24 protein-coding genes are annotated in these 23,749 nt (G+C 47.4%); 12 read left to right on the forward strand and 12 right to left on the reverse strand.

The genetic code is table 11. From position 1 onward, the window contains the following. Window positions 1–37 precede the first annotated feature (37 nt). From FIU82_RS16475 to FIU82_RS16485, 3 genes are read right to left on the reverse strand one after another with little or no spacing between them, the layout of a single operon-like run. On the reverse strand, window positions 38–661 hold the full coding sequence (locus FIU82_RS16475; RefSeq protein WP_152441646.1) for a membrane integrity-associated transporter subunit PqiC: 624 nt from the start codon (window positions 659–661) through the stop codon (window positions 38–40). Further along, a complete protein-coding gene (gene pqiB / locus FIU82_RS16480) occupies window positions 661–2,319 on the reverse strand; it encodes an intermembrane transport protein PqiB (RefSeq protein ID WP_152441647.1) in 1,659 nt (552 codons plus the stop codon). The genes FIU82_RS16475 and pqiB overlap by 1 nt, the downstream gene beginning before the upstream one ends. Then, window positions 2,312–3,538 (reverse strand): PqiA/YebS family transporter subunit, encoded by a 1,227-nt coding sequence (locus FIU82_RS16485; protein ID WP_152441648.1) that lies wholly within the window; start codon window positions 3,536–3,538, stop codon window positions 2,312–2,314. Before FIU82_RS16485 ends, pqiB begins: the two co-directional genes overlap by 8 nt. Window positions 3,539–3,622: 84 nt before the next feature. Between FIU82_RS16485 and FIU82_RS16490 the strand changes: the two genes are divergently transcribed. Then, a complete protein-coding gene (locus tag FIU82_RS16490) occupies window positions 3,623–4,420 on the forward strand; it encodes an ABC transporter substrate-binding protein (RefSeq protein WP_152441649.1) in 798 nt (265 codons plus the stop codon). Here the strand turns inward: FIU82_RS16490 and FIU82_RS16495 are convergent. Then, window positions 4,409–5,200, reverse strand: coding sequence for an acyl-CoA thioesterase II (locus FIU82_RS16495; protein ID WP_045979902.1), 792 nt, complete (start codon window positions 5,198–5,200; stop codon window positions 4,409–4,411). The two genes, FIU82_RS16490 and FIU82_RS16495, sit on opposite strands and share 12 nt — an antisense overlap. A 185-nt stretch (window positions 5,201–5,385) precedes the next feature. Here FIU82_RS16495 and dnaK point away from each other — a divergent pair, with 185 nt between their 5' ends. The 5 genes from dnaK (at window position 5,386) to FIU82_RS16520 (ending at window position 11,612) form a co-directional block, all read left to right on the forward strand. Continuing rightward, complete coding sequence (gene dnaK / locus FIU82_RS16500; RefSeq protein ID WP_022945191.1) at window positions 5,386–7,311, forward strand: molecular chaperone DnaK; 1,926 nt, start codon at window positions 5,386–5,388, stop codon at window positions 7,309–7,311. 153 nt (window positions 7,312–7,464) lie between these two features. Next, entirely contained in the window at window positions 7,465–8,598 is a 1,134-nt protein-coding gene (dnaJ, locus tag FIU82_RS16505; RefSeq protein WP_022945190.1) for a molecular chaperone DnaJ, read from the forward strand. Window positions 8,599–9,057: 459 nt separating this feature from the next. Continuing rightward, complete coding sequence (locus FIU82_RS16510; RefSeq protein ID WP_152441650.1) at window positions 9,058–10,164, forward strand: glycoside hydrolase family 19 protein; 1,107 nt, start codon at window positions 9,058–9,060, stop codon at window positions 10,162–10,164. A gap of 21 nt (window positions 10,165–10,185) precedes the next feature. Next, entirely contained in the window at window positions 10,186–10,884 is a 699-nt protein-coding gene (locus FIU82_RS16515; RefSeq protein WP_152441651.1) for a hypothetical protein, read from the forward strand. A 65-nt stretch (window positions 10,885–10,949) separates the two neighbouring features. Beyond that, window positions 10,950–11,612, forward strand: coding sequence for a DUF1176 domain-containing protein (locus FIU82_RS16520; RefSeq protein ID WP_152441652.1), 663 nt, complete (start codon window positions 10,950–10,952; stop codon window positions 11,610–11,612). Window positions 11,613–11,827: 215 nt separating this feature from the next. Here FIU82_RS16520 and FIU82_RS16525 read toward each other — a convergent pair whose 3' ends face one another. The 5 genes from FIU82_RS16525 to FIU82_RS16545 form a co-directional block, all read right to left on the reverse strand. Further along, window positions 11,828–12,052 (reverse strand): hypothetical protein, encoded by a 225-nt coding sequence (locus FIU82_RS16525; RefSeq protein WP_045979904.1) that lies wholly within the window; start codon window positions 12,050–12,052, stop codon window positions 11,828–11,830. A gap of 78 nt (window positions 12,053–12,130) precedes the next feature. After that, window positions 12,131–13,153, reverse strand: a complete 1,023-nt coding sequence (locus FIU82_RS16530) for an ABC transporter ATP-binding protein (protein WP_152441653.1) — start codon at window positions 13,151–13,153, stop codon at window positions 12,131–12,133. A 21-nt stretch (window positions 13,154–13,174) separates the two neighbouring features. Further along, entirely contained in the window at window positions 13,175–14,665 is a 1,491-nt protein-coding gene (locus FIU82_RS16535; protein WP_152441654.1) for an iron ABC transporter permease, read from the reverse strand. Next, window positions 14,665–15,705 (reverse strand): ABC transporter substrate-binding protein, encoded by a 1,041-nt coding sequence (locus tag FIU82_RS16540; protein ID WP_152441655.1) that lies wholly within the window; start codon window positions 15,703–15,705, stop codon window positions 14,665–14,667. Before FIU82_RS16540 ends, FIU82_RS16535 begins: the two co-directional genes overlap by 1 nt. After that, window positions 15,706–16,518 carry a hypothetical protein gene (locus FIU82_RS16545; RefSeq protein WP_152441656.1) on the reverse strand — a complete coding sequence of 271 codons (813 nt, stop codon included), beginning with the start codon at window positions 16,516–16,518 and terminating at the stop codon, window positions 15,706–15,708. It lies immediately after the preceding gene. Between the two features lie 258 nt (window positions 16,519–16,776). Here FIU82_RS16545 and ybaK point away from each other — a divergent pair, with 258 nt between their 5' ends. The 6 genes from ybaK to FIU82_RS16575 all read left to right on the forward strand — a co-directional run bounded on the left by ybaK (window position 16,777) and on the right by FIU82_RS16575 (window position 22,090). Continuing rightward, on the forward strand, window positions 16,777–17,238 hold the full coding sequence (gene ybaK, locus FIU82_RS16550; RefSeq protein WP_152441657.1) for a Cys-tRNA(Pro) deacylase: 462 nt from the start codon (window positions 16,777–16,779) through the stop codon (window positions 17,236–17,238). A gap of 278 nt (window positions 17,239–17,516) precedes the next feature. Next, window positions 17,517–19,778, forward strand: coding sequence for an acyl-CoA dehydrogenase (locus FIU82_RS16555; RefSeq protein ID WP_022945183.1), 2,262 nt, complete (start codon window positions 17,517–17,519; stop codon window positions 19,776–19,778). Between the two features lie 99 nt (window positions 19,779–19,877). Further along, window positions 19,878–20,267 (forward strand): thiol-disulfide oxidoreductase DCC family protein, encoded by a 390-nt coding sequence (locus tag FIU82_RS16560; protein ID WP_152441658.1) that lies wholly within the window; start codon window positions 19,878–19,880, stop codon window positions 20,265–20,267. Further along, on the forward strand, window positions 20,246–20,956 hold the full coding sequence (locus tag FIU82_RS16565; RefSeq protein WP_152441659.1) for an SDR family NAD(P)-dependent oxidoreductase: 711 nt from the start codon (window positions 20,246–20,248) through the stop codon (window positions 20,954–20,956). The genes FIU82_RS16560 and FIU82_RS16565 overlap by 22 nt, the downstream gene beginning before the upstream one ends. Before the next feature lie 17 nt (window positions 20,957–20,973). Beyond that, the gene (locus FIU82_RS16570) at window positions 20,974–21,624 is read left to right on the forward strand and encodes a flavin reductase family protein (RefSeq protein WP_152441660.1); all 651 of its coding nucleotides are present in this window, start codon (window positions 20,974–20,976) and stop codon (window positions 21,622–21,624) included. A 64-nt stretch (window positions 21,625–21,688) separates the two neighbouring features. Beyond that, a complete protein-coding gene (locus FIU82_RS16575; RefSeq protein ID WP_152441661.1) occupies window positions 21,689–22,090 on the forward strand; it encodes a cytochrome b562 in 402 nt (133 codons plus the stop codon). A 16-nt stretch (window positions 22,091–22,106) separates the two neighbouring features. Here the strand turns inward: FIU82_RS16575 and FIU82_RS16580 are convergent, their stop codons facing one another. The 3 genes from FIU82_RS16580 to FIU82_RS16590 form a co-directional block, all read right to left on the reverse strand. Next, the gene (locus FIU82_RS16580) at window positions 22,107–23,189 is read right to left on the reverse strand and encodes a substrate-binding domain-containing protein (protein WP_172972749.1); all 1,083 of its coding nucleotides are present in this window, start codon (window positions 23,187–23,189) and stop codon (window positions 22,107–22,109) included. A 110-nt stretch (window positions 23,190–23,299) separates the two neighbouring features. Then, entirely contained in the window at window positions 23,300–23,443 is a 144-nt protein-coding gene (gene ykgO, locus FIU82_RS16585; RefSeq protein WP_022945177.1) for a type B 50S ribosomal protein L36, read from the reverse strand. After that, window positions 23,440–23,694: a type B 50S ribosomal protein L31 gene (locus FIU82_RS16590; protein ID WP_022945176.1), complete on the reverse strand. Its 255-nt coding sequence runs from the start codon at window positions 23,692–23,694 to the stop codon at window positions 23,440–23,442. Before FIU82_RS16590 ends, ykgO begins: the two co-directional genes overlap by 4 nt. Between the last annotated feature and the right edge of the window lie 55 nt (window positions 23,695–23,749).

Consider the following 23,749-nt stretch of genomic DNA (forward strand, 5'->3'; position numbering starts at 1 on the left):
AAAAGGCTCCCATGGGAGCCTTTTTTATGTGTTTGATTTAGCCTTGATTAAAGTGCTGAGGAAGGGCGTTAGCAATCTCCGTCAAGCTGGTTTGCCATGCTTTACTCAGGGCGGATGCCAAAGCAGCGTAGCCATCTTGTGCCAGCGGCTCGCTTTGGCTAAAGCGCGCCATACTGAGTACGTGTAACTTACCTTTCTCATCAACTCGAGATAAACGCCACAAGCCTGCTATTTCTGCATTGTTATCGAGGCCGCCGTTAAAATGGTCGATGTCGATATCGAGCTGATAAAACGATGACTGCAGCTGCTCGGCGTAGACATCAGCCCCTTTGACGACCAGCACTTGCTCTAATGTGGCCATTAGCTGCAACTGGGCGCTACTTTCGAGCATGAGTGCTGGGCTATCGGCCCAAAAATGGTAATTAGCGCTGTATATTTCTTGCGGTGAGCGTCGTACTACCATGGCACGGTTATTAAGGTTACCGCGTAAACTGATAGGGCTTAAACGCAATAGGTGTTGGGTCTGCTCATCGGTGCGTAGCAGGTTGTTATTAAACAGCGCGCTATCTAACTGGTAGTAGCGGATATTGCTAGTTCGCGAGTCTCCTGCGCAGCCTTGTATCAGCAATGCCAGCGTCAGTAGTAAAATAAGTCGAACCATTAGTTATCACTCCTTGGCAGCGGATCAGCAGGCAGCTCTTTATCAAAGATCAGCATATTAGGTTGCTCTTTTAGCCCTTTCGATAGGGGCTGCAGCTCATCCATTAGGCGCTGCATTTGCTCAAGTGAAGACTGCATTTGCTGGTACATTTTCGAGCCATTTTGGAAGCTTGCCATGGTCACCTCAAATTGCTCCATGCTTTGCTCAAATTGGCGCATACTTTGGCTAATATCAGCCATATCTTGGGTAAACTCTTTGGGCAGCGCTTTCATACTCGGGTCGCTCATGAACTGGCGCATATCCACAGCAAGCGTTTCATAACGGGCCATGGTGCTTTCAAACTGAGCCAAACTTTCTTCTATACGAAGGCCTTTAACCTTATTGAGTACATCATTAACTTGGTTGGCCAGCACCGTGATGCCGCTGGAGGTACTGGGGAAAACAGTGTAGTCGCCGCGCTGTGTTAAGCCGACCAATTCACTATCAGGATAGATATCAAAATCAACGTAAACGGCGCCAGTAAGCAGGTTACCAGGCTTCAAAGAAGCTTTAAGTCCTTGTTGCAGGAGCTCATCGACATGGGATTGCCAAAACTCCCTCGCTTGTGTTGAATCGCGGTACAGACGGCCATACTCGATACGTATAAGTACCGGAACGGCATTGCTGGTATTGCTAAAGTGAGCAGGGCGACCATCAATCATAACCTCAGCCGGGACTTGCTCGACAGTGCCTATGCGCATACCCCTGTATTCGACCGGCGCACCTTCTCTTAGGCCGCGAATAGACTGCTCAAACTCAATGAGGTAGTGTTGGTAATCATAAAATCGCTGTTCTAACGCAGCTTTATAGCTGTCACTTAGGCTAAAGGTGTGGTCTTGCTTGGCGACTGCTCCCGGAGGATCGCCTTCTGGGGTGGCCAGCGAAATACCTCCCTTTAGCATTTTCGCGATCGATCCTGTTTTGACGTTGATGCCATCAGCGGATAGGTCAAATTCGAGTCCTGAATTAACCCAAAAGACCGTGTTCAACGTCACCAGGTTTTCGTACGGCGCATTAATAAATAAACCGTAACGCATCACTTGTTGTTGCCAATCAAAATTGGCCGTTTCGATTTGGCCGATTTTATACCCTTTGAAGTAAACCCCTGTGCCTACCTCAAGCACTTCAGCATCTCGGCTGATTAACTTGTAACGCCCGCCTTTTACGTCATTGGCAATCAACGCAGGCTCCTCTTGCAATTCAAAGCGCTCGGTGAGTTGTTTGCTCTCGCCGGGGGCGAATTCTAAATAAACACCCGAAAATAAAGTACTAAAGCCGGTGACTCCACTTTCATCCACGCGCGGTTTGACCACCCATATTTTTGCATCTTCAGTGAGTAAGTTATCGTAGTGGTTATCGACTTGAGCTCGGGCGATAACATGATCGCGGCTTGACGCCAATCGAATTGCATCGATAGTGCCTATTTTTACACTGCGAACTTTGATTTCTGTTTTACCCGCGACGATGCCCTCAGCATGGGGCATTTTGATGTAAATAGTTTGCCCTTGTGAGAGTTGGTGTTGCAGTAACATCCAAGCACCAACAAACAAGGCGATGATAGGGATCAGCCAAATAGGGGATAATTTAGGCGCCGTTTTAATGCGCGCAGTATTACTCATTCACGACTCTCTTCACTTTTTCAGGGGGATCCCAAATCAAACGTGGATCAAAAGCATGGGCCGCCATCATTTGGCAAATAACCATCGCTGCGAAACATAACGCGCCCAACCCGGGTTCGACCAACATCAGGTTGCCTAGCTGTACTAAGGCTACCAAGATAGCAACAACAAATACATCAATCATCGACCATTTGCCAATAAATTCAGTAACCTGATATAGCCGAGTGTACACCATAGAGCGGCGACTGGCTTGGCGGTAAACCATCACGCACAAGGTCGCAAGCACCAATGCTTTAGCAAATGGCACCACCACACTGGCCAGGAAGATAATCGAAGCGATGGGGTATGAACCACTTTGCCACAACAGTATTACGCCGCCAATTAGCGTTGATGGCTCTCTGTCTCCCAAGCTGGTGGTATACATGATAGGCAGTACATTGGCAGGAATGTACAACAGTACCGACGTCACCAGCCAGGCAGCGGCTTTTTGTACACTTTGCATATTGCGATAATGCGTAGTGCTATGACAGCGTGGGCATAATTTGTCGTAGGTAAGTTGCTGGCAAACATGACAGGCGCGTAGATTGACATCAATAGCCCTCACTCCTTGTGGAACGGCGACCTCTTTATGAGGGGCAATCTGTCGCCACAGTCGAGGACGGTTGACGTAAGATAGGGCACCTATATATGTCAGCACAAACCCGCCATAGGCCCAAAAGCTAATGCCAAAGGCAATGTCTGCCATAGACATTATTTTAACCATACTGACCAATACGCCGACGAGGAAAATCTCCGACATCACCCAGGTATCCAATGCCAAGGTCAATTTCAGCAGCTTACGTCCCCAATGCTTTGGCAAGGTGCGCAAAAAACCCAAGTGTAAAGGCAGCAGTAACAACAGCATCACTAAGGGTAAGATAATGATACTGATATCAATAAATATCCCTAACAGGGTGTTGTCGTAGTTAAAAAGCATGCGTCCGGCATCAGGCAAGGTCATGGTTTGCGTGATGCCTCGACTGGAGAACGAAATAAAAGGGTAAAACACTGAGCTCAATAATAAAATAATGGCACTCAGGGTGAGGGCTACAACTTTAGGGTCGTTATTGACGTTGCTTGCATTTAAGCTCGAGTGACAGTGAGGGCACTGGGCAACTTGTTTGGCTCGGAGTCGCGGCACATCGACCACTAGATCACATTGCGGGCAGGCCAGTTGCATGTTTTCTCAAACTTTATCCAGTTAACTGCTAATGTTAGAGCATAGCGCTTATTTTATGTAATTCCTAGTGACTAAGGACGGGTTATGACAAGGGGTCTGGCAACGAAGAGTTGGCTAGCTATCAGTAAGGTAATGCTGTGTATGTTGTTTATGTGCACAGCAAATGCTGCCAATAACCTCGACGATAACGCTGTGGAGCTCTCCGCCAGTGCCTACATCCCACCTTATGTATTTAAAGACGGACATCACGGGATTGAGATTGATATTATCAAACATGCTTTGGAAAAAGCGCAGCTTGGGCCATTAACATTACACTTTTTAAGTAATCGCCGTGCCGAGGCGCAGTTACGCCAAGGTAAAATTAGCGGCGCGATTAATATTCCGAAAGAGTCAGGGCTCGAGGGCTATTACAGCGAGCCCTTATTGTATTTTGAGAATGTAGCTATTAGCTTAGCTGAGCATAACTTCAGCATTGAGCTGTTCAGTGACTTACATGGTAAAAGCATTCTTGCGTTTCAAAATGCCAAAAACTACCTCGGGCCTGACTATGCCAAGGCCATCACTAACGCCTTGAGTTATGATGAGGTAGTCAATCAGTATGCGCAAATAGACCACCTCATGAAGGGGTGGGTGGATGTGATTGTGCTGGAGAAGCGCATTTTTCAGTATTACTTGCACACCTTTGCAATGAACCAAGGGCGACAGACAAAGCCAGTTACCATCCATGCGCTTTGGCCTCCTTCTCCCCGACACGTGGTATTTACTGATTCACAGCTGCGCGAGCGCTTCAACCAAGGTCTTGCAGAGCTTAAAAAAACACCGCGCTACAAGGCATTGCTTGCCAGCGCGTCATCGTATGCTCAGCGCCAATCAAGCAAATAAGGCCACAGTTTGTTTAGAGCGAGCAAGCACCTGCCCTGACTCAGAGTAAACAGTGGCGTCTTCATAAGCGTAGCCGTTATGTGCGGCGGTGGTGTGCACATGCAAGCCTAGCCATTGTGACGCTGCTAATTGAGGTAGCGTTAAACATTCTACATGCCAACTCATGCTACTTGCTGGTGCCGGTTGCTTAAATGCTTGTAATTGCGATGGTGGCCAGCTGTCAATCAGGGCAATGACATGGGTCCAGTCGTATTGCTGCTGTTGTCCTTTAAAGCGCATCCAGCCTGTTAAGTCAGTGCGTTCGGCGCCGCTGTAAGGCATATTGCCCTCGGTTAGGTTTAAGTCCACATGTTGAAAAAAGGCCGGCATAACATTCTCTACATAGGGTAAGCAGTTTTCTGCATCGGCGGCTTTAGGGACGGTGACAGCGGCTACTGGCACTTCAACCTCGGAGGCGCGGTCTTTGGCGAATAATCCCTGGACAGATAAACACACTTGTCCATGCTGCTCAATGGTTGCGCTGTATTGGTTAGAGCTTTTGCCTTCGCGTAAATGGTGGAAGGTCAGGGTAAAGGGGGTGTCTGGAGCAATGGGACCAATAAATTGCGCACTAAACGATCGTAAAATACGGTCGCTATCGCAGTGTTTTAGCATGGATTGTAAGGCTAATGCGCAAGACAAGCCGCCAAAGGCTGTGCGCCCTTGTGTCCAAGAAGCAGGAAATTCGAGCGTTTGTTGGTTCTCGCCAGTCACGCTGGCCAATAGGGTATCAAAGGTCATCTGTCTCACCTTAATTGAACTTGTCAGACCAGTTTAACGGTAAATTTTCCCTTGGCGAGGGGGAAAATTGAAAAAAATGACAAAAAAACGAAATTTTTTTAATTATGACGCTTGAATTAACAAAAGCGGCCCCTATCTAGTAGTCATCGAACACGTTAACAGAATTTTGAAGTTGGAGAAGATTCATGGGTAAGATTATTGGAATCGACTTAGGTACTACTAACTCGTGTGTAGCAGTACTTGACGGTGATAAGCCACGCGTAATTGAGAACGCCGAGGGCGATCGCACGACTCCTTCTATTATCGCATTCACTGAAGACGGTGAAACGCTAGTAGGTCAGCCGGCGAAACGCCAAGCGGTAACCAACCCGACTAACACACTTTTTGCAATCAAGCGTTTAATTGGTCGTCGTTTTGAAGACGAAGAAGTACAACGCGATATCGGCATCATGCCGTTTAAGATTGTTAAAGCAGACAATGGCGACGCCTGGGTCGAAGCAAAAGGCGAAAAGCGTGCTGCTCCTCAGATTTCTGCCGAAGTCTTGAAGAAAATGAAGAAGACCGCCGAGGATTACCTAGGTGAAGAAGTCACAGGGGCTGTAATCACAGTGCCTGCATATTTCAACGATTCACAGCGTCAAGCAACAAAAGACGCAGGTCGTATCGCGGGTCTAGAAGTTAAGCGCATTATTAACGAGCCAACGGCCGCTGCGCTTGCTTATGGTATGGATAAGAAAAAAGGCGACAACGTGGTTGCTGTGTATGACCTCGGTGGTGGTACTTTTGATATCTCTATCATTGAAATCGACGAAGTAGAAGGCGAGCACACCTTCGAAGTACTGGCAACCAACGGTGACACGCACCTAGGTGGTGAGGACTTTGATAACCGCGTTATCAACTATTTGGTAGAAGAGTTCAAAAAAGAGCAAGGTATTGAGCTTAATAACGATCCGCTAGCGATGCAGCGTGTTAAAGAAGCCGCCGAGAAAGCTAAAATTGAGCTTTCAAGTGCACAGCAAACTGAGGTGAACCTACCTTATGTTACGGCTGATGCTAGCGGTCCTAAGCACATGAACGTGAAGCTGACTCGCGCTAAGCTTGAGTCATTAGTTGAAGACCTTGTTACTAAGTCTATCGAGCCATTGAAAAAAGCACTGGCGGATGCCGATTTATCGGTAGGTGATGTGAATGACATCATCCTAGTGGGTGGTCAGACACGTATGCCATTAGTGCAGAAAACGGTTACTGAGTTCTTCGGCAAAGAACCTCGTAAAGACGTAAACCCGGATGAAGCGGTAGCTATGGGTGCGGCAGTGCAAGGTGGTGTTCTTGCTGGTGACGTGAAAGACGTACTTCTGCTTGATGTTATTCCACTGTCTCTTGGTATCGAAACCATGGGCCAAGTGATGACCGCATTGATCGAGAAAAACACGACCATTCCAACGAAGAAGTCGCAAACTTTCTCAACAGCGGAAGATAACCAAAATGCAGTAACCATTCATGTACTGCAAGGTGAGCGTAAGCGCTCTGCCGACAACAAGTCGCTTGGTCAGTTCAACCTTGAGGGCATTCGTCCAGCGCGTCGCGGCGAGCCGCAAATCGAAGTCACTTTCGATGTTGATGCCGATGGTATCTTACATGTGTCAGCAAAAGACAAAGACACAGGTAAAGAGCAAAAAATCACTATCCAAGCTTCTTCAGGTCTAAGCGATGATGAAGTAGAAAAAATGGTACGTGATGCCGAGGCAAACGCTGAGGAAGATAAAAAGTTCGAAGAGTTAGTAACTGCACGTAACCAAGCAGATGCTTTAGTACACGGTACGCGTAAGCAAATCGAAGAAGCGGGTGATGATTTACCGGCAGAAGATAAAACAGCTATCGAAAGTGCGCTAACGGAACTTGAAACTGCGATTAAGGGTGAAAGCAAAGAAGAAATCGATGCGAAAACCCAAGCGCTTGCTGAGAAGTCACAAAAGCTAATGGAAATCGCGCAAGCGAAAGCCCAACAGCAAGGTGGCGCTGATGCTGGTGCACAGCAGCAATCACAAGCAAAGCAAGACGACGATGTTGTTGACGCTGAGTTTGAAGAAGTGAAAGACGAGAATAAATAAGTCTTGAACTTTGTAAGGGCGCGCTGGCGAAATCGCTTGACGCGCCCTTAGTGTATGTAGATTTTAGGAATGAGGGTTGCCATGGCTAAGGCTCAACGGTAAACCCTTTTTCACTTTGCAGCCTTGCTGCATTTATTAACAGTAGTGGTAGATATGTCAAAACGCGATTATTACGAAGTCCTTGGCGTAGCAAAGGACGCCAGTGACCGAGATATTAAAAAGGCTTATAAGCGCCTGGCGATGAAATATCACCCGGATCGTACTGCCGGCGATAAAGAGCTTGAAAATAAGTTCAAAGAAGTCAAAGAAGCCTATGAAGTCCTCGGTGATGAGCAAAAACGCCAAACCTATGATCAGTTCGGCCATGCAGCATTTGAACAAGGCGGCGGTGGCGGCCACGGCGGCTTTGGCGGTGGCGCAGGCGATTTTGGTGACATCTTCGGGGATGTCTTTGGAGACATCTTTGGCGGCGGTCGTCGTCAGTCACGCCAACAACGTGGCGCCGATTTACGTTACAACATGGACTTAAGCCTAGAAGAGGCTGTGCGTGGTAAAGACGTCGAAATCAAAGTGCCCACTTGGGTGGCCTGTGAGCCTTGTGATGGCTCAGGTGCCAAACCAGGCTCAAAACCGAAAACCTGTCATACTTGTCATGGTGCAGGGCAGGTACAAATGCGCCAAGGTTTCTTCGCAGTGCAACAGACGTGTCCAACTTGTCAGGGGACAGGGCAAATTATTTCCGACCCTTGTGATAGTTGTCATGGTCAAGGCCGTGTAGAGCGCACCAAAACATTGTCGGTGAAAATTCCCCCGGGTGTGGATACTGGCGATCGTATTCGTCTTGCTGGCGAAGGTGAGGCCGGTGCTCATGGTGCGCCTGCAGGCGATCTCTATGTACAAGTGAGTGTACGCGAACACCCTATCTTTGTTCGCGACGGCAACAATCTGTACTGTGAAGTACCTATCGGCTTTACCACAGCAGCGTTAGGCGGTGAGATTGAAGTACCAACGCTAGATGGTCGTGCTAAGCTGAAAATCCCAGCAGAGTCGCAAACTGGAAAGATGTTCCGTATGCGTGGTAAAGGGGTCAAGTCAGTGCGCTCCGGTTCAGTCGGTGATTTAATCTGTAAGGTGGTGATTGAAACGCCAGTGAACCTCAACAGTGAGCAACGCGAGCTACTTGAGCAGTTAGAAAGCAGCTTGGGCAAAGACAGCTCAAAATACCGCCCGAAGGAGAAAGGTTTCTTCGACGGGGTGAAAAAGTTCTTTGATGACTTAACCAAGTAAGGGTGAGCTCGTTAAAGTAAAAAAGCGCCTTGAGGCGCTTTTTTTGTATCTGGTGAATATATTAGTTGTATTCGGTGTTAGTTTAAAAAAAACAAAGCTTGTCGATGTGCTCTTCACTGCAAAACTTACTTTGTTTATAAAGAAAACAGCCTTAAGTGTGCCAAAAAATAACTGAATCCGCTATAACCATTGGGCATAATCACAAGCAAGCACAACAATGAAAACGATCTCGCCCAAGAGTGTCTGTGATAATTGAAGAAAAATACCCTAATAAAAGAAAGTGAATAGCGAGCGGTTATGAGTTTATACAAGATGATAATCTATTAAAGCGTTCGCTTATTTGCTTTAACGTTTGACAAGGTTTTTAACATCATCTTACTATAGCCTCTTGCGGTGAGTATGCTTTATGGAGAAAGCTCCCGAAGACCCAGCAAACAACGTTGACAAGGATGAACATAGATGCAAAAGCTTAAGCAGCAGATAGAGGTTTTAAATTCCGTAGGCCAAAGAGCCATAAATAAACCTATAGATGTAGCACTCGTACAAAAATTACTTAAAGACTATTTTAAGAAAGAGATTGATCTTAACCGAGCTTCTGCGCTTGGTATCCAACAGGATTTCAGTATAGGCCCAAGAGGGCCAAGAAACGTTTGCGACCAGCTAAAGGCCTTACATACATCGGTTGTGCCAAGTTCAATCGTAAGAAATAACCAAGAAAATTACCAGAACCAGCGATTTGCTCGGTTAGTTGTAAATGGTTATGTGACACCTGAGTTAATTAGTGCCATAAAACGATTTCAAACGAATGTCCTAAAGGTGAAGTCGCCCGATGGTAGAGTCGACCCGAGAGGTAAAACATTTAATGCGCTGCTGGCGGAACAAAAATCAAAACCAACTGACTTACGCACTTTTTTATTTGGCCCTGATATTGTACCTAAAGAAAGCATAGCAACGATTACTGCTTTACACTTCAAAAGTTTTTTTCAAAAATATTTAGGTTTGACTACTAGCAAAGGTGAAGACTTTTTAGGTTTTTTTGCCCCTTTGCAGTCTGACGCTGATGTTACTGATTTGCGATGGGCCGCTTATATGCTGGCTACAGTCTATATTGAAACAGAATTCTCATTTATACCATGTAGAGAGAATCTTTTGGGACAAGGTAAACGTTATGACGTCGAAATTGAAGTGATTGATAGCCATGGCATTCGCGGTAAAAAGAATAAGAAATATAAAAATATTTATTATGGCCGTGGTTACTGCCAATTAACGTGGCATTACAACTATACCAAAATAGGAAAAGCAATTGGTTACAGTAATGAACTGTATATAGATCCTGACTTAGCGTTACAAAAAGATATTGCCTATAAGGTTATCTCCTATGGTATGCGTCACGGTTCATTCACCAGAAAAAAATTATCGCACTATATCAATATTACAAAAACAGATTACAAAAATGCAAGACGTATTATAAATGGGAAAGATAAGGCGGAGAAAATAGCGGAATACGCTAATAAGATAGAGTTTTTGTTACGGCTGGCCGCCCAGCCAATTACTGCTATTCGCTGAATTAAATAAGGGTCACAGATTATGTCTAAATACTGTATGTGGGTACTATTAGCTGCAAGCTTTTTGTTCCTCTCAGCTTGCTTTGCCACACCTAGCAATCAGCTTAGTCAGCAACAAAATAATAAGCGCGACAATAGCACAGTTACTGAGCCGCAAACTCGGGCTCAATGGAAGCAGATAATACAATGGCCAGATGCTTGCGATGAAGGAGTTAGTCACATAAGTTTCTCCAAACATTTTAAAGGCTTCTGGGTTTACCCTTGGTCAGAGGGGCGTCGATTAGTAAGTGTCGTTTGTTCCGCAGGCACCTATAATCTTGGCGAAACATTTTACCTTGAGACGGAGAAAGCGTCGAATCAGTTTACCTTGCTTGTCTTCCCACAATTTATTTCCGCAGGGTCAGCGGAGTCCATGATTGCAAAAGTGCTGTCAGGTCAATTGGGGACAGCTCCTTATTACCAATTCCAGCGCCCTTTAGTGTGGGGCAGCATCTTAACTGATATGTCGGGTTATACCATTACCAATGAGAACCGCTATCGTGGTGCAGGAGGCTGCGGCATATTGACCTCCTACCAAATTGTTGGAGGGCAGCCTCAGGTGGCGTCTTTACGTATCAAAGAAGATTGCACCGAGGCTTGGCTAGCACCAGAGTTGTGGCCGCTGATTAAAAAGAGCGACTATGCAAGCTGGCCTTTAGTAATATTAGAGGAAGAGGAGTAACAATTAAAATAGAGCCGCACTATAAATGTGCACTTATAATATTGTGAATTGTTACAAGGAAAAGTATGAAAGGGATAATTCGTTGTCTATTCTTTTACGTTCTGCTCGGGCAGTCGCTATTAGCAAATGAGCAAGACGTAGAACTGTCCTGGCAAGAAACGCGCGCGCAGTGGAAGCGGTTAATACAGTGGCCGGATAGATGTGATGAAAACATGGAACCCTATCTTGAGGCTGAGTTACTTCATGGTTACTCAGTTCACCGTTGGTGGGACGAGCGGCTTTTGGCCATTGTCACCTGTGCGATGGAGGGTAATAACTTCGGGGAATTACTCTATCTCGAAACCACAAAGAATTCGGGGAAATTTAATTTGCTTGCCTTTCCACAGTTTAAATCTGCAGACAGGGCCTCGGGCCACATAGAAATAGTTATTTCGGGTAAGTTGGATTCGGCACCCTATTATCGCTTTCATCAATCTTTGCTGTGGGGGAATATTCGCAGGGATTTGGCAGGTGGAAGCATAGTCAACACATATAAGTATCGTGGTTTAGGGAATTGTGGGGTATTAACCGCTTATGAGATTGATGGCGATCAAGTCCAATTGGCTTCTTTGCAGATTAAAGATGATTGTCACGGACCGTGGTTAGCCTCTGAATCGTGGCCGCTGGTTGATGAGGCAGAGTATATAACCTGGCCTGTAGTCGTATTAAAAAAAGAGTATGAACAATAGCAAATTGAATCAGGGACGAGTAATTAGTGGGCAAACTTTTGGCACTAAACTTTTTGAAGGGTCACTTTCCTTGGTGCGAGCTTTAAAACTTAGGGAGTAGGTGGCGCCCGAAGGAGAAAGGTTTCTTCGACGGGGTGAAAAAGTTCTTTGATGACTTAACCAAGTAAGGGTGAGCTCGTTAAAGTAAAAAAGCGCCTCAAGGCGCTTTTTTGTATCTAATTGAGCAGCAATGCTTGTTCTGTAACGTCTGAACAACGACACAACTGCACATCTTCTTGGTATCTCACCTCGTGTACGGATGGCGCGCTACGCGTCAGTTGCTCGCAGCGTGCTGCACATTGACGTTGATGCTGCCAGTAATCGTACTCACCTGAAATCAGCCACGTAAGGAGTACCGCCACGACCGCTAAGCTGGCAAGGCGGATATTTCGACTCAGCATTGTCTCTCACCCACTTGCTCGTATACCTTCACTAACCTTAGTACACAACCAGCGTTGAGAGCGAACTTTATCCCGTAACTAGGTGCTACTCTGGATTGTAAATGCGGCTAATGGGTGTGAGGTGCTTAATGAAACATGTACTTTATCGCCAGGGCGCACTAGCATTTCATGGCTCACGCGGCTGGTCACCGTGGTTTTGCAGGGTAGTTCAATCGCGCACAGTCTGCTGCCGCCTTCAAACCTGACCCAAGTAACAACACCATTGCTGTTGTTTGCATCTTGCGCTAATAACACATCGTCTGGGCGCAGCAACACATCTACTTCCGCTGCGCTGTCGTCAATCCCTACTACTGGCGCTATTCCTATCGCGGTACTGGCTTGGTGGTGTTGATGTTGTCCGCGAATAAAGCTTGCTTCGCCCAAAAATCGTGCCACAAAGCGATTGCTAGGCATGCTGAAGCATTTTTCTGGGCTATCAATCTGTTGAATTTTACCATCGCGGAGCACCCCGACGCGGTCACCCACAGAGAGTGCTTCTTCTTGGTCGTGGGTTACCCAAATAGCGGGCACGCCGGCTTCTTTCAAAGCGTTGCGAATATCCCAGCGCAGCGTGTCTTTGAGCGCTGCATCTAGATTTGATAAGGGTTCATCCAGTAGCACAAAATCCGGTTGATGCGCCAAAGTGCGGGCCAGGGCAACACGCTGTTTTTGGCCGCCGGAGAGGGTGGCTGGCTTTTTATCGCGAAATGCCTGAAGGCCAAGTAAGTCAATCCAATGATCGGCCAAGGTGTGGTCTTTTAAACGAAAGCAAATATTTTGCTGCACATTTAAGTGTGGGAACAGCGCAAAGTCTTGGAATACCATACCTACGCTGCGTTTTTCAGGAGGCACTGTTTGCGTGGGGGTAGCGCGCCACTTGCCAACATCGATTTGCCCCTCACTGATGGGAATAAGCCCGGCGAGGGCCTGTAAAATCGTGCTTTTTCCACAGCCTGTGGGGCCTACGAGCATCAAAATTTCGCTTTTATCAAGGGCCAGGTCGAGTTCACTGACAACGCGATTGCTACCGTAATCGATAGACAGCTTACTTACAGATAGCATGTTTAGGTTTCCTCTTCACGTTTAACTGCTGCGTTTCTCGCCTGAAAGCATAATAGCGAGGCCGCCGGCGGAGATCACTACTAGAAGTAGCCCTGGAATTGCTGCGCGACCAAAATATCCGGCCTCATACACTCGCCATAGGTAGGTAGACAGGGTCTCAAAGCCAGTTGGACCAAGCAATAAAGTTGCTTCGAGCTCGCGCATAGACTCTAAAAATACCAGTGCAGCACCAGCGACAATGCCGCGTGCAGTCAGGGGCAAAGTCACGCGCATAAAGGCCTCCCTCGGAGAAGCACCTAATACACGCGCCGATTTGACTAAACTGCCATCCAAATGTTCAGTGCTGGTACGAATGCTACCTACGGCTAAAGGGAGAAAGCGCAGTACATAGGCAATCACTAATAAAGCGAGGGTTTGATAGAGCAGGGGTAATTGCAGGCCACCATAAACCAATGCTGTGCCCATAACAATTCCGGGAATACCAAAACCAAAGTAGGTGACGCGCTCCATAATACGCCCGGCTTTGCCGGTCAGTGCCGCATGGGCAACGGGGATGGCGACAGTCACGGCGGTGAGCGCGGCTATAATCGACGCATACGCCGAGTTCCAGGCGATATTTATGTCAAAATCGGCAACGCCATCACGGGCGAGCCAAAGCATAAAAATAGCTAAAGGCAAACCAATAGCAAGCATCAGAATAGGTGTGAAAATGGTAAATAAACCCATTAATTGCAAGCGACTGGGGAACAGGACAAGCGCACGACCATGGCGCTCGGTGGCGGTTTTTATCTGTGATTCTAAAAACAATAAAAAGCCAACAATGCACATCAACTGTAATGACAACATTGCTGCTCGGTTTAGGCCAAAGGCATTGTATTCAACGTAGATAACGCGGGTGAAGGTATCCAGGCGCATCATCGCTGGGGTGCCAAAATCGGATAAGGTATACAGTGCCACCAGTAGCGAGCCGGCGGCGATACCATTGACCACGCGCGGTAAAATCACCTTAAAAATACTGCCGGTCATGGACATTCCTAAAGTGCGCGCAGCGTTGACCATACTGGCATCTAAGCTTAATAGCGACGAGCGGGTGGTCATCATCACAAAAGGAAAGGTATAAAGGGTCATCACTATCGCTGCGCCGCTGAGACCATACATAGGCGCGGTGGTCAGGCCAAACAACCCTTCTATTTCGCCACCGGGACCGAATGCGGCATACAAGGTAAATGCACCGATATAACTCGGGATAGCGAGGGGAGCGGCAAACAGCACTAACCAGAATTTTTTCAGTGGTAAGTGCACATAAGCGCTTATAAACGCCAAAGGCACGCCGATAAGGATGGAGCCCAACACGGTCAATGCCATTAGCGCTAAGGTGTTGCCGAGAATCTCGAGATTATGACTGTCAAATAGGGTGTTAGCGTCACTTGCTAAGCTCAGCAGCACATACACAGGGGTTAGGGCAACTAGCGCCGCGAGCAGCGCTAGAGGGTAAGACGCAGGTAGGCGCATTACAACACACCGCTGGCGCGCATTAAATCGAGAGTCGGTCGCAAATCTGCTAGTTGTGTTAAGTCTACTTTGGGTGGTGAAATACTAGCCAGTGGTGGCAGCCCTTGTGGCTGCGAAACACCGCTTATAAGTGGAATTTCATAGGCTTCTTTGGCGAGATAACTTTGCACTTCGGCGCTTAGTAAGTAGCGCATAAAGTTCACTGCTAATGGGTCTTCGCTCAGAGCCAAAATACCAGAGGCATTGACTAAACAGCCAGCATCATTATTGGTAAAGGCTAACGCTAAATTGGCATCGGGCTTACCGGATTTCAACCTTAAGGTGTAATAATGGTTAGCAAAACCAATATCTACCTCACCGCGTTCAACCGCCATTACTACGCCCAGTTCGCCAGCATAGGATTTGGCGCGTTTTTGCACCTTCTTTAACCATTTAGCGGTTTTGTCATCACCTTCTATGAGGCGCATGGCCGTGACAAATGATTGGAACGAAGCGTAAGCGGGTGCCCAACCGATGCTCAAGTCGCTCTCGGCAATATCCATAATATCTGTTGGGATCTGCTCAGCACTTAGACGCTCAGTGTTGTAGGGTAGAGTGCGAACCCTGCCAGTCACCGGTGCCCAACCAGGGTAACGGAATTGGGGCTGAAGCTGGGCAGACAGATCATCAGGTAGGGGGTGAGCTAAGCCTGCATCGGTGACCAGACCTATAGCGCCAGAGTCGACGGCCCAGAACAAATCGGCGCGCTGCACGCCCATTTTGGCCTCGGCTACAATAGTATTTGCCAAAGCGGCAGTCGGACCACGACGGATCCCAAGCTCTAGTTTGGGGTTTTTGTCTTGGATGGCTTGTAGCACGTTTTCATACAGGCCACCTTCACCGCGACCGAGGTAAAGCGTCAGCTTCCCCTCTAAACGCGGTAACTGATCAACAGAAACAGGACTGGCTGTGGTCGCGGCAAATGCACGTGACAGAGGCAGCGGCAAGGCACCTGCCACCCCTAACGCAGCTAGGCCTTGAATAAAGGTCCTACGCTTCACTTAAAATACATCCTTACGTGCTTTTTCGGCTTTCTCAATCAACGCCTTAGCGCGGTCTAATTTTGTTTGCATATCAATGACAACGTTGCGCACCGCATCAACGCCTTTATCATCAGCGATGGCTTTAGGCAGCGTAACGTTAAAATCTTTTTCTAGTACTTCAACGAGGTTAGCGTCTTGCTCAATCAGCGTGCCCTCTACGCCTTCAAAAAGGTGCAAGTAGGTATCGTGGACAATGCTAGTCGCTTCTTCGTTAAGGCGCTCTGCGTATTTGGCAACCACGCGGTCCAGTTTGTGCTTGATTTCAACAATGGTGGCACTTTGGGTCATGGACTCCGTTGCTGTGGTTTTAACGCTCTCAAGCAAGCCCTTTTGTTGGTACTGCGCGGCAAGTTTAACAGCCCCAAGACCCTGCCACAAGGCTGCATTCATGGCTTGTTGTTGGGTACGCACGTTGCTGCTAGGTTCGCCATTATCAATGGCCATTTTTACACCGTACAAACCTTGCCAAATCGAGGCATAAACCGGCACATAATTAGTTTCAATGGCACTGTGGAACTTAACCGATTCCCAGTATTCAATGAGCTCATCACTGTTTACTGACTTCTTGCCTTGCTGTTCATATTTACCGACTAGGGTATCAACCTTGCCAACCATCCATTCAACTTCTTCTGAATAGTCTTTTAAGTTTTCCTGTAGGTGATTTACGTGCTCACCGATTGGGCCGTTTGCAAAGGCAGGTTGAGTGGCTAAGGCAGAGGCTAGAACAAGGCCAAGGCCCGCAAGTTTTATAGAGTGTGACCATGGTTTCATAATTAGATTACCGAAAAGTATAAGTGTAAATGATAGCTATTATCATATCCCTCGAGGCTCACTTAATCAATACGCAGACAACCCCTTATGAGTGATTTCATGACATCCTAACGAAGCTTTTATGAAACTTAGATTAAAGTTACACAGAATTAACATAAGAGCCTTGTTATCATATAGTTAGCTAGGTTCTGAAACATAGACAAAGAGCTAACCCCGCAGTATGCTTTAAGTTACAGATGATAGAGATACGGACACACTATGACCCCCGCTGTGACCCTATTGGAAAAGCACAAACACGCATACGAGTTGCTCAGTTTTAGCCATGACCCTCAGGCTGACAATTACGGCCAGGAAGTCGTTGCCAAGCTCTCTCTAGATTGTGAAAGCGTGTTCAAAACCTTGGTTCTTAAAACCGCGAATAATGATTATGTTGTCGCCATTACGACAGTCAATCGCACGGTCGATACCAAAGCGCTGGCAAAATTAGTGGGGTGTAAAAAGGTGGCGATGGCCAGTGCGAGTGAAGTTGAGCGTATTACCGGCTATGTGCTTGGGGGAGTCAGCCCATTTGCGCAAAAAAAGCGCTTGCCGACTTTTGTTTATCAAAGTGCACTACAACAGCCACGTATTTATGTCAGCGCAGGCAAGCGAGGCGTTGAGCTGGCAATTGCACCTGATGTGTTAGCACAGTTGCTCCCAGTAAAATTCGGTGCCTTCTAGCACCGGCTCTGTGCCTTTTCCTTATCTTAACTACCCGAGCTTTTGGGTATTGTTTTGATTTACAGCCCGCCTGCTTTTTCGTCTCAGCCGATACCAAGATAAATAACAAAAAAATTCAGCGTACACCTGTGCGCTTAAAGCCATTTAATTTCAATATGTTAATTGCACCAACTTAAATGGGAATTGAAATTTCTGTTAAAAAACTGGTTGGACCAATTGATCTGTTTGTATTTTTATGCCGTAATAGTGGGTAAATTAACTGGTCTGATGAGTTGGTTATGAGCTTACGTACTAAATTGAAAAAAATCCTTCCGAGTATTTCTGTTACCGAGCAAGAGGCGCTAGACGCTGGTGATGTTTGGTTAGAGGGCTCGATTTACCGGGGTAAACCTGACTTTGCTGCCCTGCGCGATGTGCCAGCGGCAACCTTGAGTGCCGAAGAGCAGGCATTCCTCGACGGCCCAGTGGCACAATTGCTTGAGATGATTGACGAGACCGAAATCCAATCGGGTAATCATCTCCCTGAGCATATTCTAGAATTTCTTAAAAAAGAGCGCTTTTTCTCGTTAATCATCCCGAAAAAGTTTGGCGGTTTAGAGTTTAGCCCATATGCAAACTCTACCATCGTTGCGACAATCTCAACGAAATCCTCGGCGGTGGCAGTGACGGTCATGGTGCCTAACTCTCTAGGCCCAGGTGAGTTACTGCTTCACTACGGCACTGACGAGCAACAAAATCACTATTTACCACGCCTAGCTGATGGCCGCGACATTCCTTGTTTCGCGCTAACTAGCCCTGAGGCCGGCTCTGACGCCGGTGGTATTCCGGATATTGGTGTGGTTAAAGAAGGTGAGTTTGAGGGTAAGAAAGTATTGGGTCTTGAGGTCACTTGGGACAAACGCTATATCACCCTAGCCCCTATCGCGACTGTACTTGGTTTGGCGTTCAAAGTAGTAGACCCTGACGGGCTACTCGGTGGCAAAGAAAACCTAGGTATCACTTGTGCGCTTATTCCTCATGACCACCCCGGCGTACAATTAGGCAACCGTCACGACCCGATGGGCGTGCGTTTTTATAATGGCACGACACGCGGCGAGAAAGTCTTTATCCCGATGGAGTTCATCATCGGCGGACAACAGAATATTGGTCGTGGTTGGCAAATGCTGGTGAGCTGTTTAGGCGCAGGACGCGGTATTTCACTACCTGCACTGGGCGTATCGGTATCACAAGTATCCTTTAAAGGCGCGGCAGAATACGCCGCTGTGCGTGAGCAGTTCGGCTTGGCTATTGGCCAATTTGAGGGTATCCAGGAAAAACTCGCGGATATTGCCGGTAAAACTTATTTGCAAGAAGCCATGCGAGTGCTGACCACCGAAGGACTTGGCATGGGCTTGAAGCCATCAGTGGTAACCGCGATTGCCAAATACCACATGACTGAAATTGGTCGCGATGTGCTTAATTCAGCAATGGATATTCAGGCCGGTAAAGCAATTCAACGCGGCCCGCAAAACACCCTAGCTAGCGGCTTTGTGGCGCAGCCTATCGCTATCACCGTTGAAGGCGCAAACATTTTGACGCGCAACCTGATGATCTTTGGTCAAGGTGTAATGCGTTGTCACCCGTACCTGCAAAACATGGTTGAGGCGATTCACTCACAGGAAAAAGATGCCGACGCGACGTTCAATCGCATTTTGCGCAAAACTGTGGGTTACAGCACAGCAAACGCACTTCGTGCATTTAAGCACGGTATGCTCCCGTTCACTGCGTCAAGTCAGTCAAACTTGCCAGAGGTGCGTGAATATGAAAAAGCGGTACATAAGCTATCCTCTCGTTTAGCAGTATACGCCGATTTCTCGCTATTGGTGTTAGGTGGCAAGCTTAAGCAAGCAGAAATGTTGTCAGCGCGTTTAGGTGACGTGATGAGCTACATGTATGCAGCTATGGCATCCATTAAATACTATGAGCAAAAAGTCAGTGCTGAGGATAGAGAGCAAGCAGCTCCTTACTTCCACTATGCAACTCGTTGGGCGTTGCAGCAGGCGGAAAAGGCATTGCATGCATTCTTGGATAACTTCCCTGCGTCTGGTACGCGTAAGTTTATGCGCTTTTTGACATGGCAGTATGGCTACAAAATGCCTGCTATCGGCGACGAGTTGGTACGTGAGCTGGCGAAGCAAGCACAGCTTGATACCAATATTAAAGCGCAACTGACGCATCTCGTTAAGCCAACGCCAGGTGATGGCCATGACATTAATGAGCAAGCTTACAAAGCAAAACTAGCTAACCTAGACAGCCTAGCGAAAGTGCGCAAGGCTATTAAGTCGAAGCAGATCCGCTCAGGCGTACGCTTTAGCGAAACTCTCGACAACGCGTTAGCGGCAAGCGTTATTGACGCGCAGCAGTACGCGTCACTGATTGACTATAACAACAAGCGTGAGCTGGCTATTCGTGTTGATGAGTTTGATTACGATATGAACTTATTAACTCCTAATGGTGAGCGCGCCGATGGCGAAACCACGACGTTGCGTAATGCTAGTTAACTGATAGATGCCAACGCATCACACAAGCCCTTGAGCTCCGGCCAAGGGCTTTTTTGATCCTCTCCCATCTATGGTGCGTATTTGTTTGCGGAGGTAAGTATGATCACCTTATTCTATGATGCGCAATGTCCGCTGTGTGTGGCGGAAATGAGGAAATTAAAAAAAGCGGATATGCAAGATGAAGTTCAGCTCGTTGATATTCACGATAGTCATACCATGGCCGCTTATCCGCAGGTGCAATTCAGCGCTGCTAATCGTATTTTGCATGCCGTGGACGAACAGGGGCAATTGTACCTCGGTTTAGATGCCACAGTGCGAGTGTGGCGACAAGTCGGCAAGATGCGATGGCTGGCTGTTTTACGCTGGCCGGTCATTAAATGGTTTGCGGATATCGCTTACCGACTCTTCGCTCGTTATCGCCTCCCTGTTTCTCGGTTATTAATGCCTAGTCAGTGTGCGAATAACCAATGTCGCAATCCCAAGACATGAAACAGGCGTTGATCATCGGCGCTTCCAGCGCAATTGCGAAAGCCCTTATTGAGGAGCTTGAACAGCAACAGGTGGAGGTTACATCGGTTTCACGCAGTGGCCTTGAGCGCAGCCCGCATTACCTCGTTGATTATGATGATGAGGCTATTAATGAATGGGTGAAGGAGCTCAACGGGCAGCAATTTGACTATATCTACATCTGCAATGGCGTTTTGCATGGCCAAGGCGTGGCTCCAGAAAAATCCTTATCGGCCTTTAATGAACAGCAATTCAGTGAGGTGATAAGAGCCAACACCCTCGTTCCCATGTTGTGGCTTAAGCATACACCGGTATTGGTCCCTCGTAATGAACCGTCTGTGGTAACCATTTTTAGCGCCCGAGTTGGCAGCATTAGCGATAACCGATTGGGAGGATGGTACAGTTATCGGGCCTCCAAGGCGGCGCTGAATATGTTAGTGAAAACCGCTTCTGTGGAGGTGCGACGCACCCACAAACAAGCAAAATTCGTGTTGTTTCATCCTGGCACCACAGACACGCCACTGTCTAAACCTTTTCAAAAAAATGTTCCCGAGCACAAGTTGTTTACGCCTACTTTTGTGGCTCAGCGGCTGCGCGAGCTCACTTTGGAAACGCAGGACTTACCTGAGTGTGGCTACTTTGATTGGGACAAATCTGCTATTCAATTTTAATTATAAAGAGCGTTTTTATGCATTTTAGTAAACACGACATTGAGCAGATGCCATCGCGGTATCGCGCTCATTTTATTAACTCTTTGTCTGGTTATAAAAGTGCCAATTTAGTGGGCACAGCAGATCATCAAGGGCGGCATAACCTTGCCATTGTCAGCTCAGTGGTACACCTAGGGGCGCAGCCCCCGCTGGTGGGGATGATCATGCGCCCTGACGTGGTCGAGCGCCACACTCTGGCCAATATTCGGGAAACCGGTTGGTACACCTTGAACCAAGTTCACCAGTCCTTTTGGCAGCAGGCGCATCAAACATCGGCCAAATACCCAGCAGGTGAGAGTGAGTTCTCAGCCACTGGCCTCACTGCCGAATTTATTGGTGATTGCCCCGCGCCCAGTGTGGCCGAGAGTCAGCTTTGTTATAGCGTTAAGCTGCTAAGCGAGCAGCCAATAGAGTACAACGGTACCATCATGTTGATCGGTGAAATTGAACAGGTGGTACTTAAGCAGCCGGCCTTGTTTGAGGATGGCCATATCGACCTCAACAGCTTGCAAACGGTCGCGGTGGCGGGGTTAGATGGCTATCATGTGGGTCACGCTCTGGGGCGCTTACATTACGCCCAGCCAGACAGTGAACCGACAGTGCTTGAGGCGAAGTGTAAAGGGGATTGACAGGGCGCTTGTGTCCTGTCGATGCATCGGTACAATAGCGACTCAAAAGACAAGAGATGTAACTATGTTGCCATTACTAAAGCGCTTCGGCGCCCTTATTTTATTTACTTTGCCATGTTTGTCCCAGGCTCAATCTCAGCAGATCGACCTTGAAGCGGTGATGAAAAACATGGGCCATAGCTACAAACAAGCAATGAAGGCGCAGCAACCGACAATCATGAGTAATGCTCTGAAGGACCTGAAAGAGCGTGTACAAGAGGCCAAACGAGCACGCTTCTCAAAAGCAGCAGAGCAATCACAACAGGGGTTGGATAAGGTGCTTGAGCGTATAGCCTCGGCTGAGCAACAACTTGCTCAAGGGCAACTTGAGGCTGCCCGTGAAACCCTTAAAGACATTGATACGCTGCGTAAAAAGTATCATGAGCTGCATGAACCGCCAGGCTTCTGGGAGCTATTGTTCGGCTAACGATTAATACTCGTTTTTAAGGGCAGCGCGATGCTAAGCATTGCGCGAGGTTGGATAAAGTGAAATCTAACGGTTGCGCTGCAGTTTTGCTAAACCGAGTAAAGTCGATATCCCCTAGTCCCTTATTGTGCAACGCATTAATAAGGGGCGTAAATTGCGGATCATTGGCGGCGAATATTGGGTAATTGGCATCAGAGCCGAAGGGCTGCTCAAGTATATGGGCGTCGTAAAGAGCAATAAGCGCAGCGGCTCCTAACAGTACATGCCCGCCGACAGATACATCTGCACTGACATTGCTTGGGACCTTGTCCCAATTGATACCGCCGATAACAGGCTGCGTCTCTCCCCGAGCATTACGGGCAGCACGCACAACACCGTTGGCGATGGGGTCATTGGCCGCCCACACCATATTAATTTCTTTGAACCGGGCTAGGGCTCGGATACTTTTTCGAAACCCTTCCTCTTGAGACCAATTAGCGACATCGCTGTGTACTAATTTAATATCGCGGTGCTGGCGTAAGAAAAGTTCTAAGCCATGCTTGCGGCTGATTGCCGAGTCAGTGCTGTAATCTCCATGCAGAGCTAATAAGTTGAGGGTTGTGCCATGAGCAAAGCGCGACTTCGCTATGTGGTATAAAGCATTTGCCAACTGATAGCCTGCGTCGAAGTTATTGGGGGCAAGATAACCAATGAACCATTGTGGTTTAGTTTCTAATACCTCGTCATCTGGGGCGTTAAATATAAACAAAATAGGCTTGGTGATTTCGGGAGAGCCATTGAGCCACTGTGTTACCGCCTTCTTTTCGTCAACCACAACAAGGTAGTCGGCATCACTGCTCATTGCTTGGCGTAGCTGCGACTTCATTAAGATGTGGTTTCGGTTGGCGTAACTCACCGTCAATTCGATATTTAAATCTTCTGCGACGCTGTTCATGGCAGAGCTCACATCACGCCAAAACAACCCCGTGGCATTATTAAATTGATGACCGGGATTCACAAAGTAGACTTTTAGCGCTGGTGATGCAGTTTGCGCCTCGACTTGGGGGCTGATAAAGGTGAGGGCGATATAACAGAGCAGTGTAAACAGAAGATACTTCATTGTGACCATGCAATAGCGGAAGAGATTTAAGTGTATGCATAGGGCCACAAACAGTAAAGTTTAGACTGGTACGTAAACAGTCAATTGGCTATTTACGCACCACTTTTACATTATTTGCGCTTTTTGCCGCCTTTTCCTTGCACTGCTTTAAAGCGAGGGTTGGATTTGCAAATAACGAATACGCGGCCGCGACGTTTTACCACTTGCGTACCGGGGCGACTCTTGGCGCTTTTTAACGAGCTCAATACTTTCATTTTCTTGCTCCTAAGCCTTTAAAACGACGGTTAAACTGAGCTATACGGCCATCTTTACCTACGGCTTTTTGTTTGCCGGTGTAGAAGGGGTGAGACGCACTAGAAATATCAATAGCGACGTAAGGGTAGGAAACGCCATCAAGGGTTACGGTTCTGTCAGTGTGAATGGTTGAACCAATCACAAAGTATTGATCAGCTGATGTATCATGAAAGGCCACTTTTTGGTAGCGAGGGTGAATATTAGGTTTCATAGCAATACCTCCTTAATTATGTGATAACGTATCACTTGATTGAGGTTGTTGCAAC

The organism is Pseudoalteromonas sp. THAF3 (assembly GCF_009363775.1).
Taxonomy (GTDB): domain Bacteria; phylum Pseudomonadota; class Gammaproteobacteria; order Enterobacterales; family Alteromonadaceae; genus Pseudoalteromonas; species Pseudoalteromonas ruthenica.

Coding starts and splice junctions, on each gene's coding strand:
- FIU82_RS16475 (WP_152441646.1), bottom strand. CDS start 661: ATGGTTCGACTTATTTTACTACTGACGCTGGCATTGCTGATACAAGGC.
- pqiB (WP_152441647.1), bottom strand. CDS start 2,319: ATGAGTAATACTGCGCGCATTAAAACGGCGCCTAAATTATCCCCTATT.
- FIU82_RS16485 (WP_152441648.1), bottom strand. CDS start 3,538: ATGCAACTGGCCTGCCCGCAATGTGATCTAGTGGTCGATGTGCCGCGA.
- FIU82_RS16490 (WP_152441649.1), top strand. CDS start 3,623: ATGACAAGGGGTCTGGCAACGAAGAGTTGGCTAGCTATCAGTAAGGTA.
- FIU82_RS16495 (WP_045979902.1), bottom strand. CDS start 5,200: ATGACCTTTGATACCCTATTGGCCAGCGTGACTGGCGAGAACCAACAA.
- dnaK (WP_022945191.1), top strand. CDS start 5,386: ATGGGTAAGATTATTGGAATCGACTTAGGTACTACTAACTCGTGTGTA.
- dnaJ (WP_022945190.1), top strand. CDS start 7,465: ATGTCAAAACGCGATTATTACGAAGTCCTTGGCGTAGCAAAGGACGCC.
- FIU82_RS16510 (WP_152441650.1), top strand. CDS start 9,058: ATGCAAAAGCTTAAGCAGCAGATAGAGGTTTTAAATTCCGTAGGCCAA.
- FIU82_RS16515 (WP_152441651.1), top strand. CDS start 10,186: ATGTCTAAATACTGTATGTGGGTACTATTAGCTGCAAGCTTTTTGTTC.
- FIU82_RS16520 (WP_152441652.1), top strand. CDS start 10,950: ATGAAAGGGATAATTCGTTGTCTATTCTTTTACGTTCTGCTCGGGCAG.
- FIU82_RS16525 (WP_045979904.1), bottom strand. CDS start 12,052: ATGCTGAGTCGAAATATCCGCCTTGCCAGCTTAGCGGTCGTGGCGGTA.
- FIU82_RS16530 (WP_152441653.1), bottom strand. CDS start 13,153: ATGCTATCTGTAAGTAAGCTGTCTATCGATTACGGTAGCAATCGCGTT.
- FIU82_RS16535 (WP_152441654.1), bottom strand. CDS start 14,665: ATGCGCCTACCTGCGTCTTACCCTCTAGCGCTGCTCGCGGCGCTAGTT.
- FIU82_RS16545 (WP_152441656.1), bottom strand. CDS start 16,518: ATGAAACCATGGTCACACTCTATAAAACTTGCGGGCCTTGGCCTTGTT.
- ybaK (WP_152441657.1), top strand. CDS start 16,777: ATGACCCCCGCTGTGACCCTATTGGAAAAGCACAAACACGCATACGAG.
- FIU82_RS16555 (WP_022945183.1), top strand. CDS start 17,517: ATGAGCTTACGTACTAAATTGAAAAAAATCCTTCCGAGTATTTCTGTT.
- FIU82_RS16560 (WP_152441658.1), top strand. CDS start 19,878: ATGATCACCTTATTCTATGATGCGCAATGTCCGCTGTGTGTGGCGGAA.
- FIU82_RS16565 (WP_152441659.1), top strand. CDS start 20,246: ATGTCGCAATCCCAAGACATGAAACAGGCGTTGATCATCGGCGCTTCC.
- FIU82_RS16570 (WP_152441660.1), top strand. CDS start 20,974: ATGCATTTTAGTAAACACGACATTGAGCAGATGCCATCGCGGTATCGC.
- FIU82_RS16575 (WP_152441661.1), top strand. CDS start 21,689: ATGTTGCCATTACTAAAGCGCTTCGGCGCCCTTATTTTATTTACTTTG.
- FIU82_RS16580 (WP_172972749.1), bottom strand. CDS start 23,189: ATGAAGTATCTTCTGTTTACACTGCTCTGTTATATCGCCCTCACCTTT.
- ykgO (WP_022945177.1), bottom strand. CDS start 23,443: ATGAAAGTATTGAGCTCGTTAAAAAGCGCCAAGAGTCGCCCCGGTACG.
- FIU82_RS16590 (WP_022945176.1), bottom strand. CDS start 23,694: ATGAAACCTAATATTCACCCTCGCTACCAAAAAGTGGCCTTTCATGAT.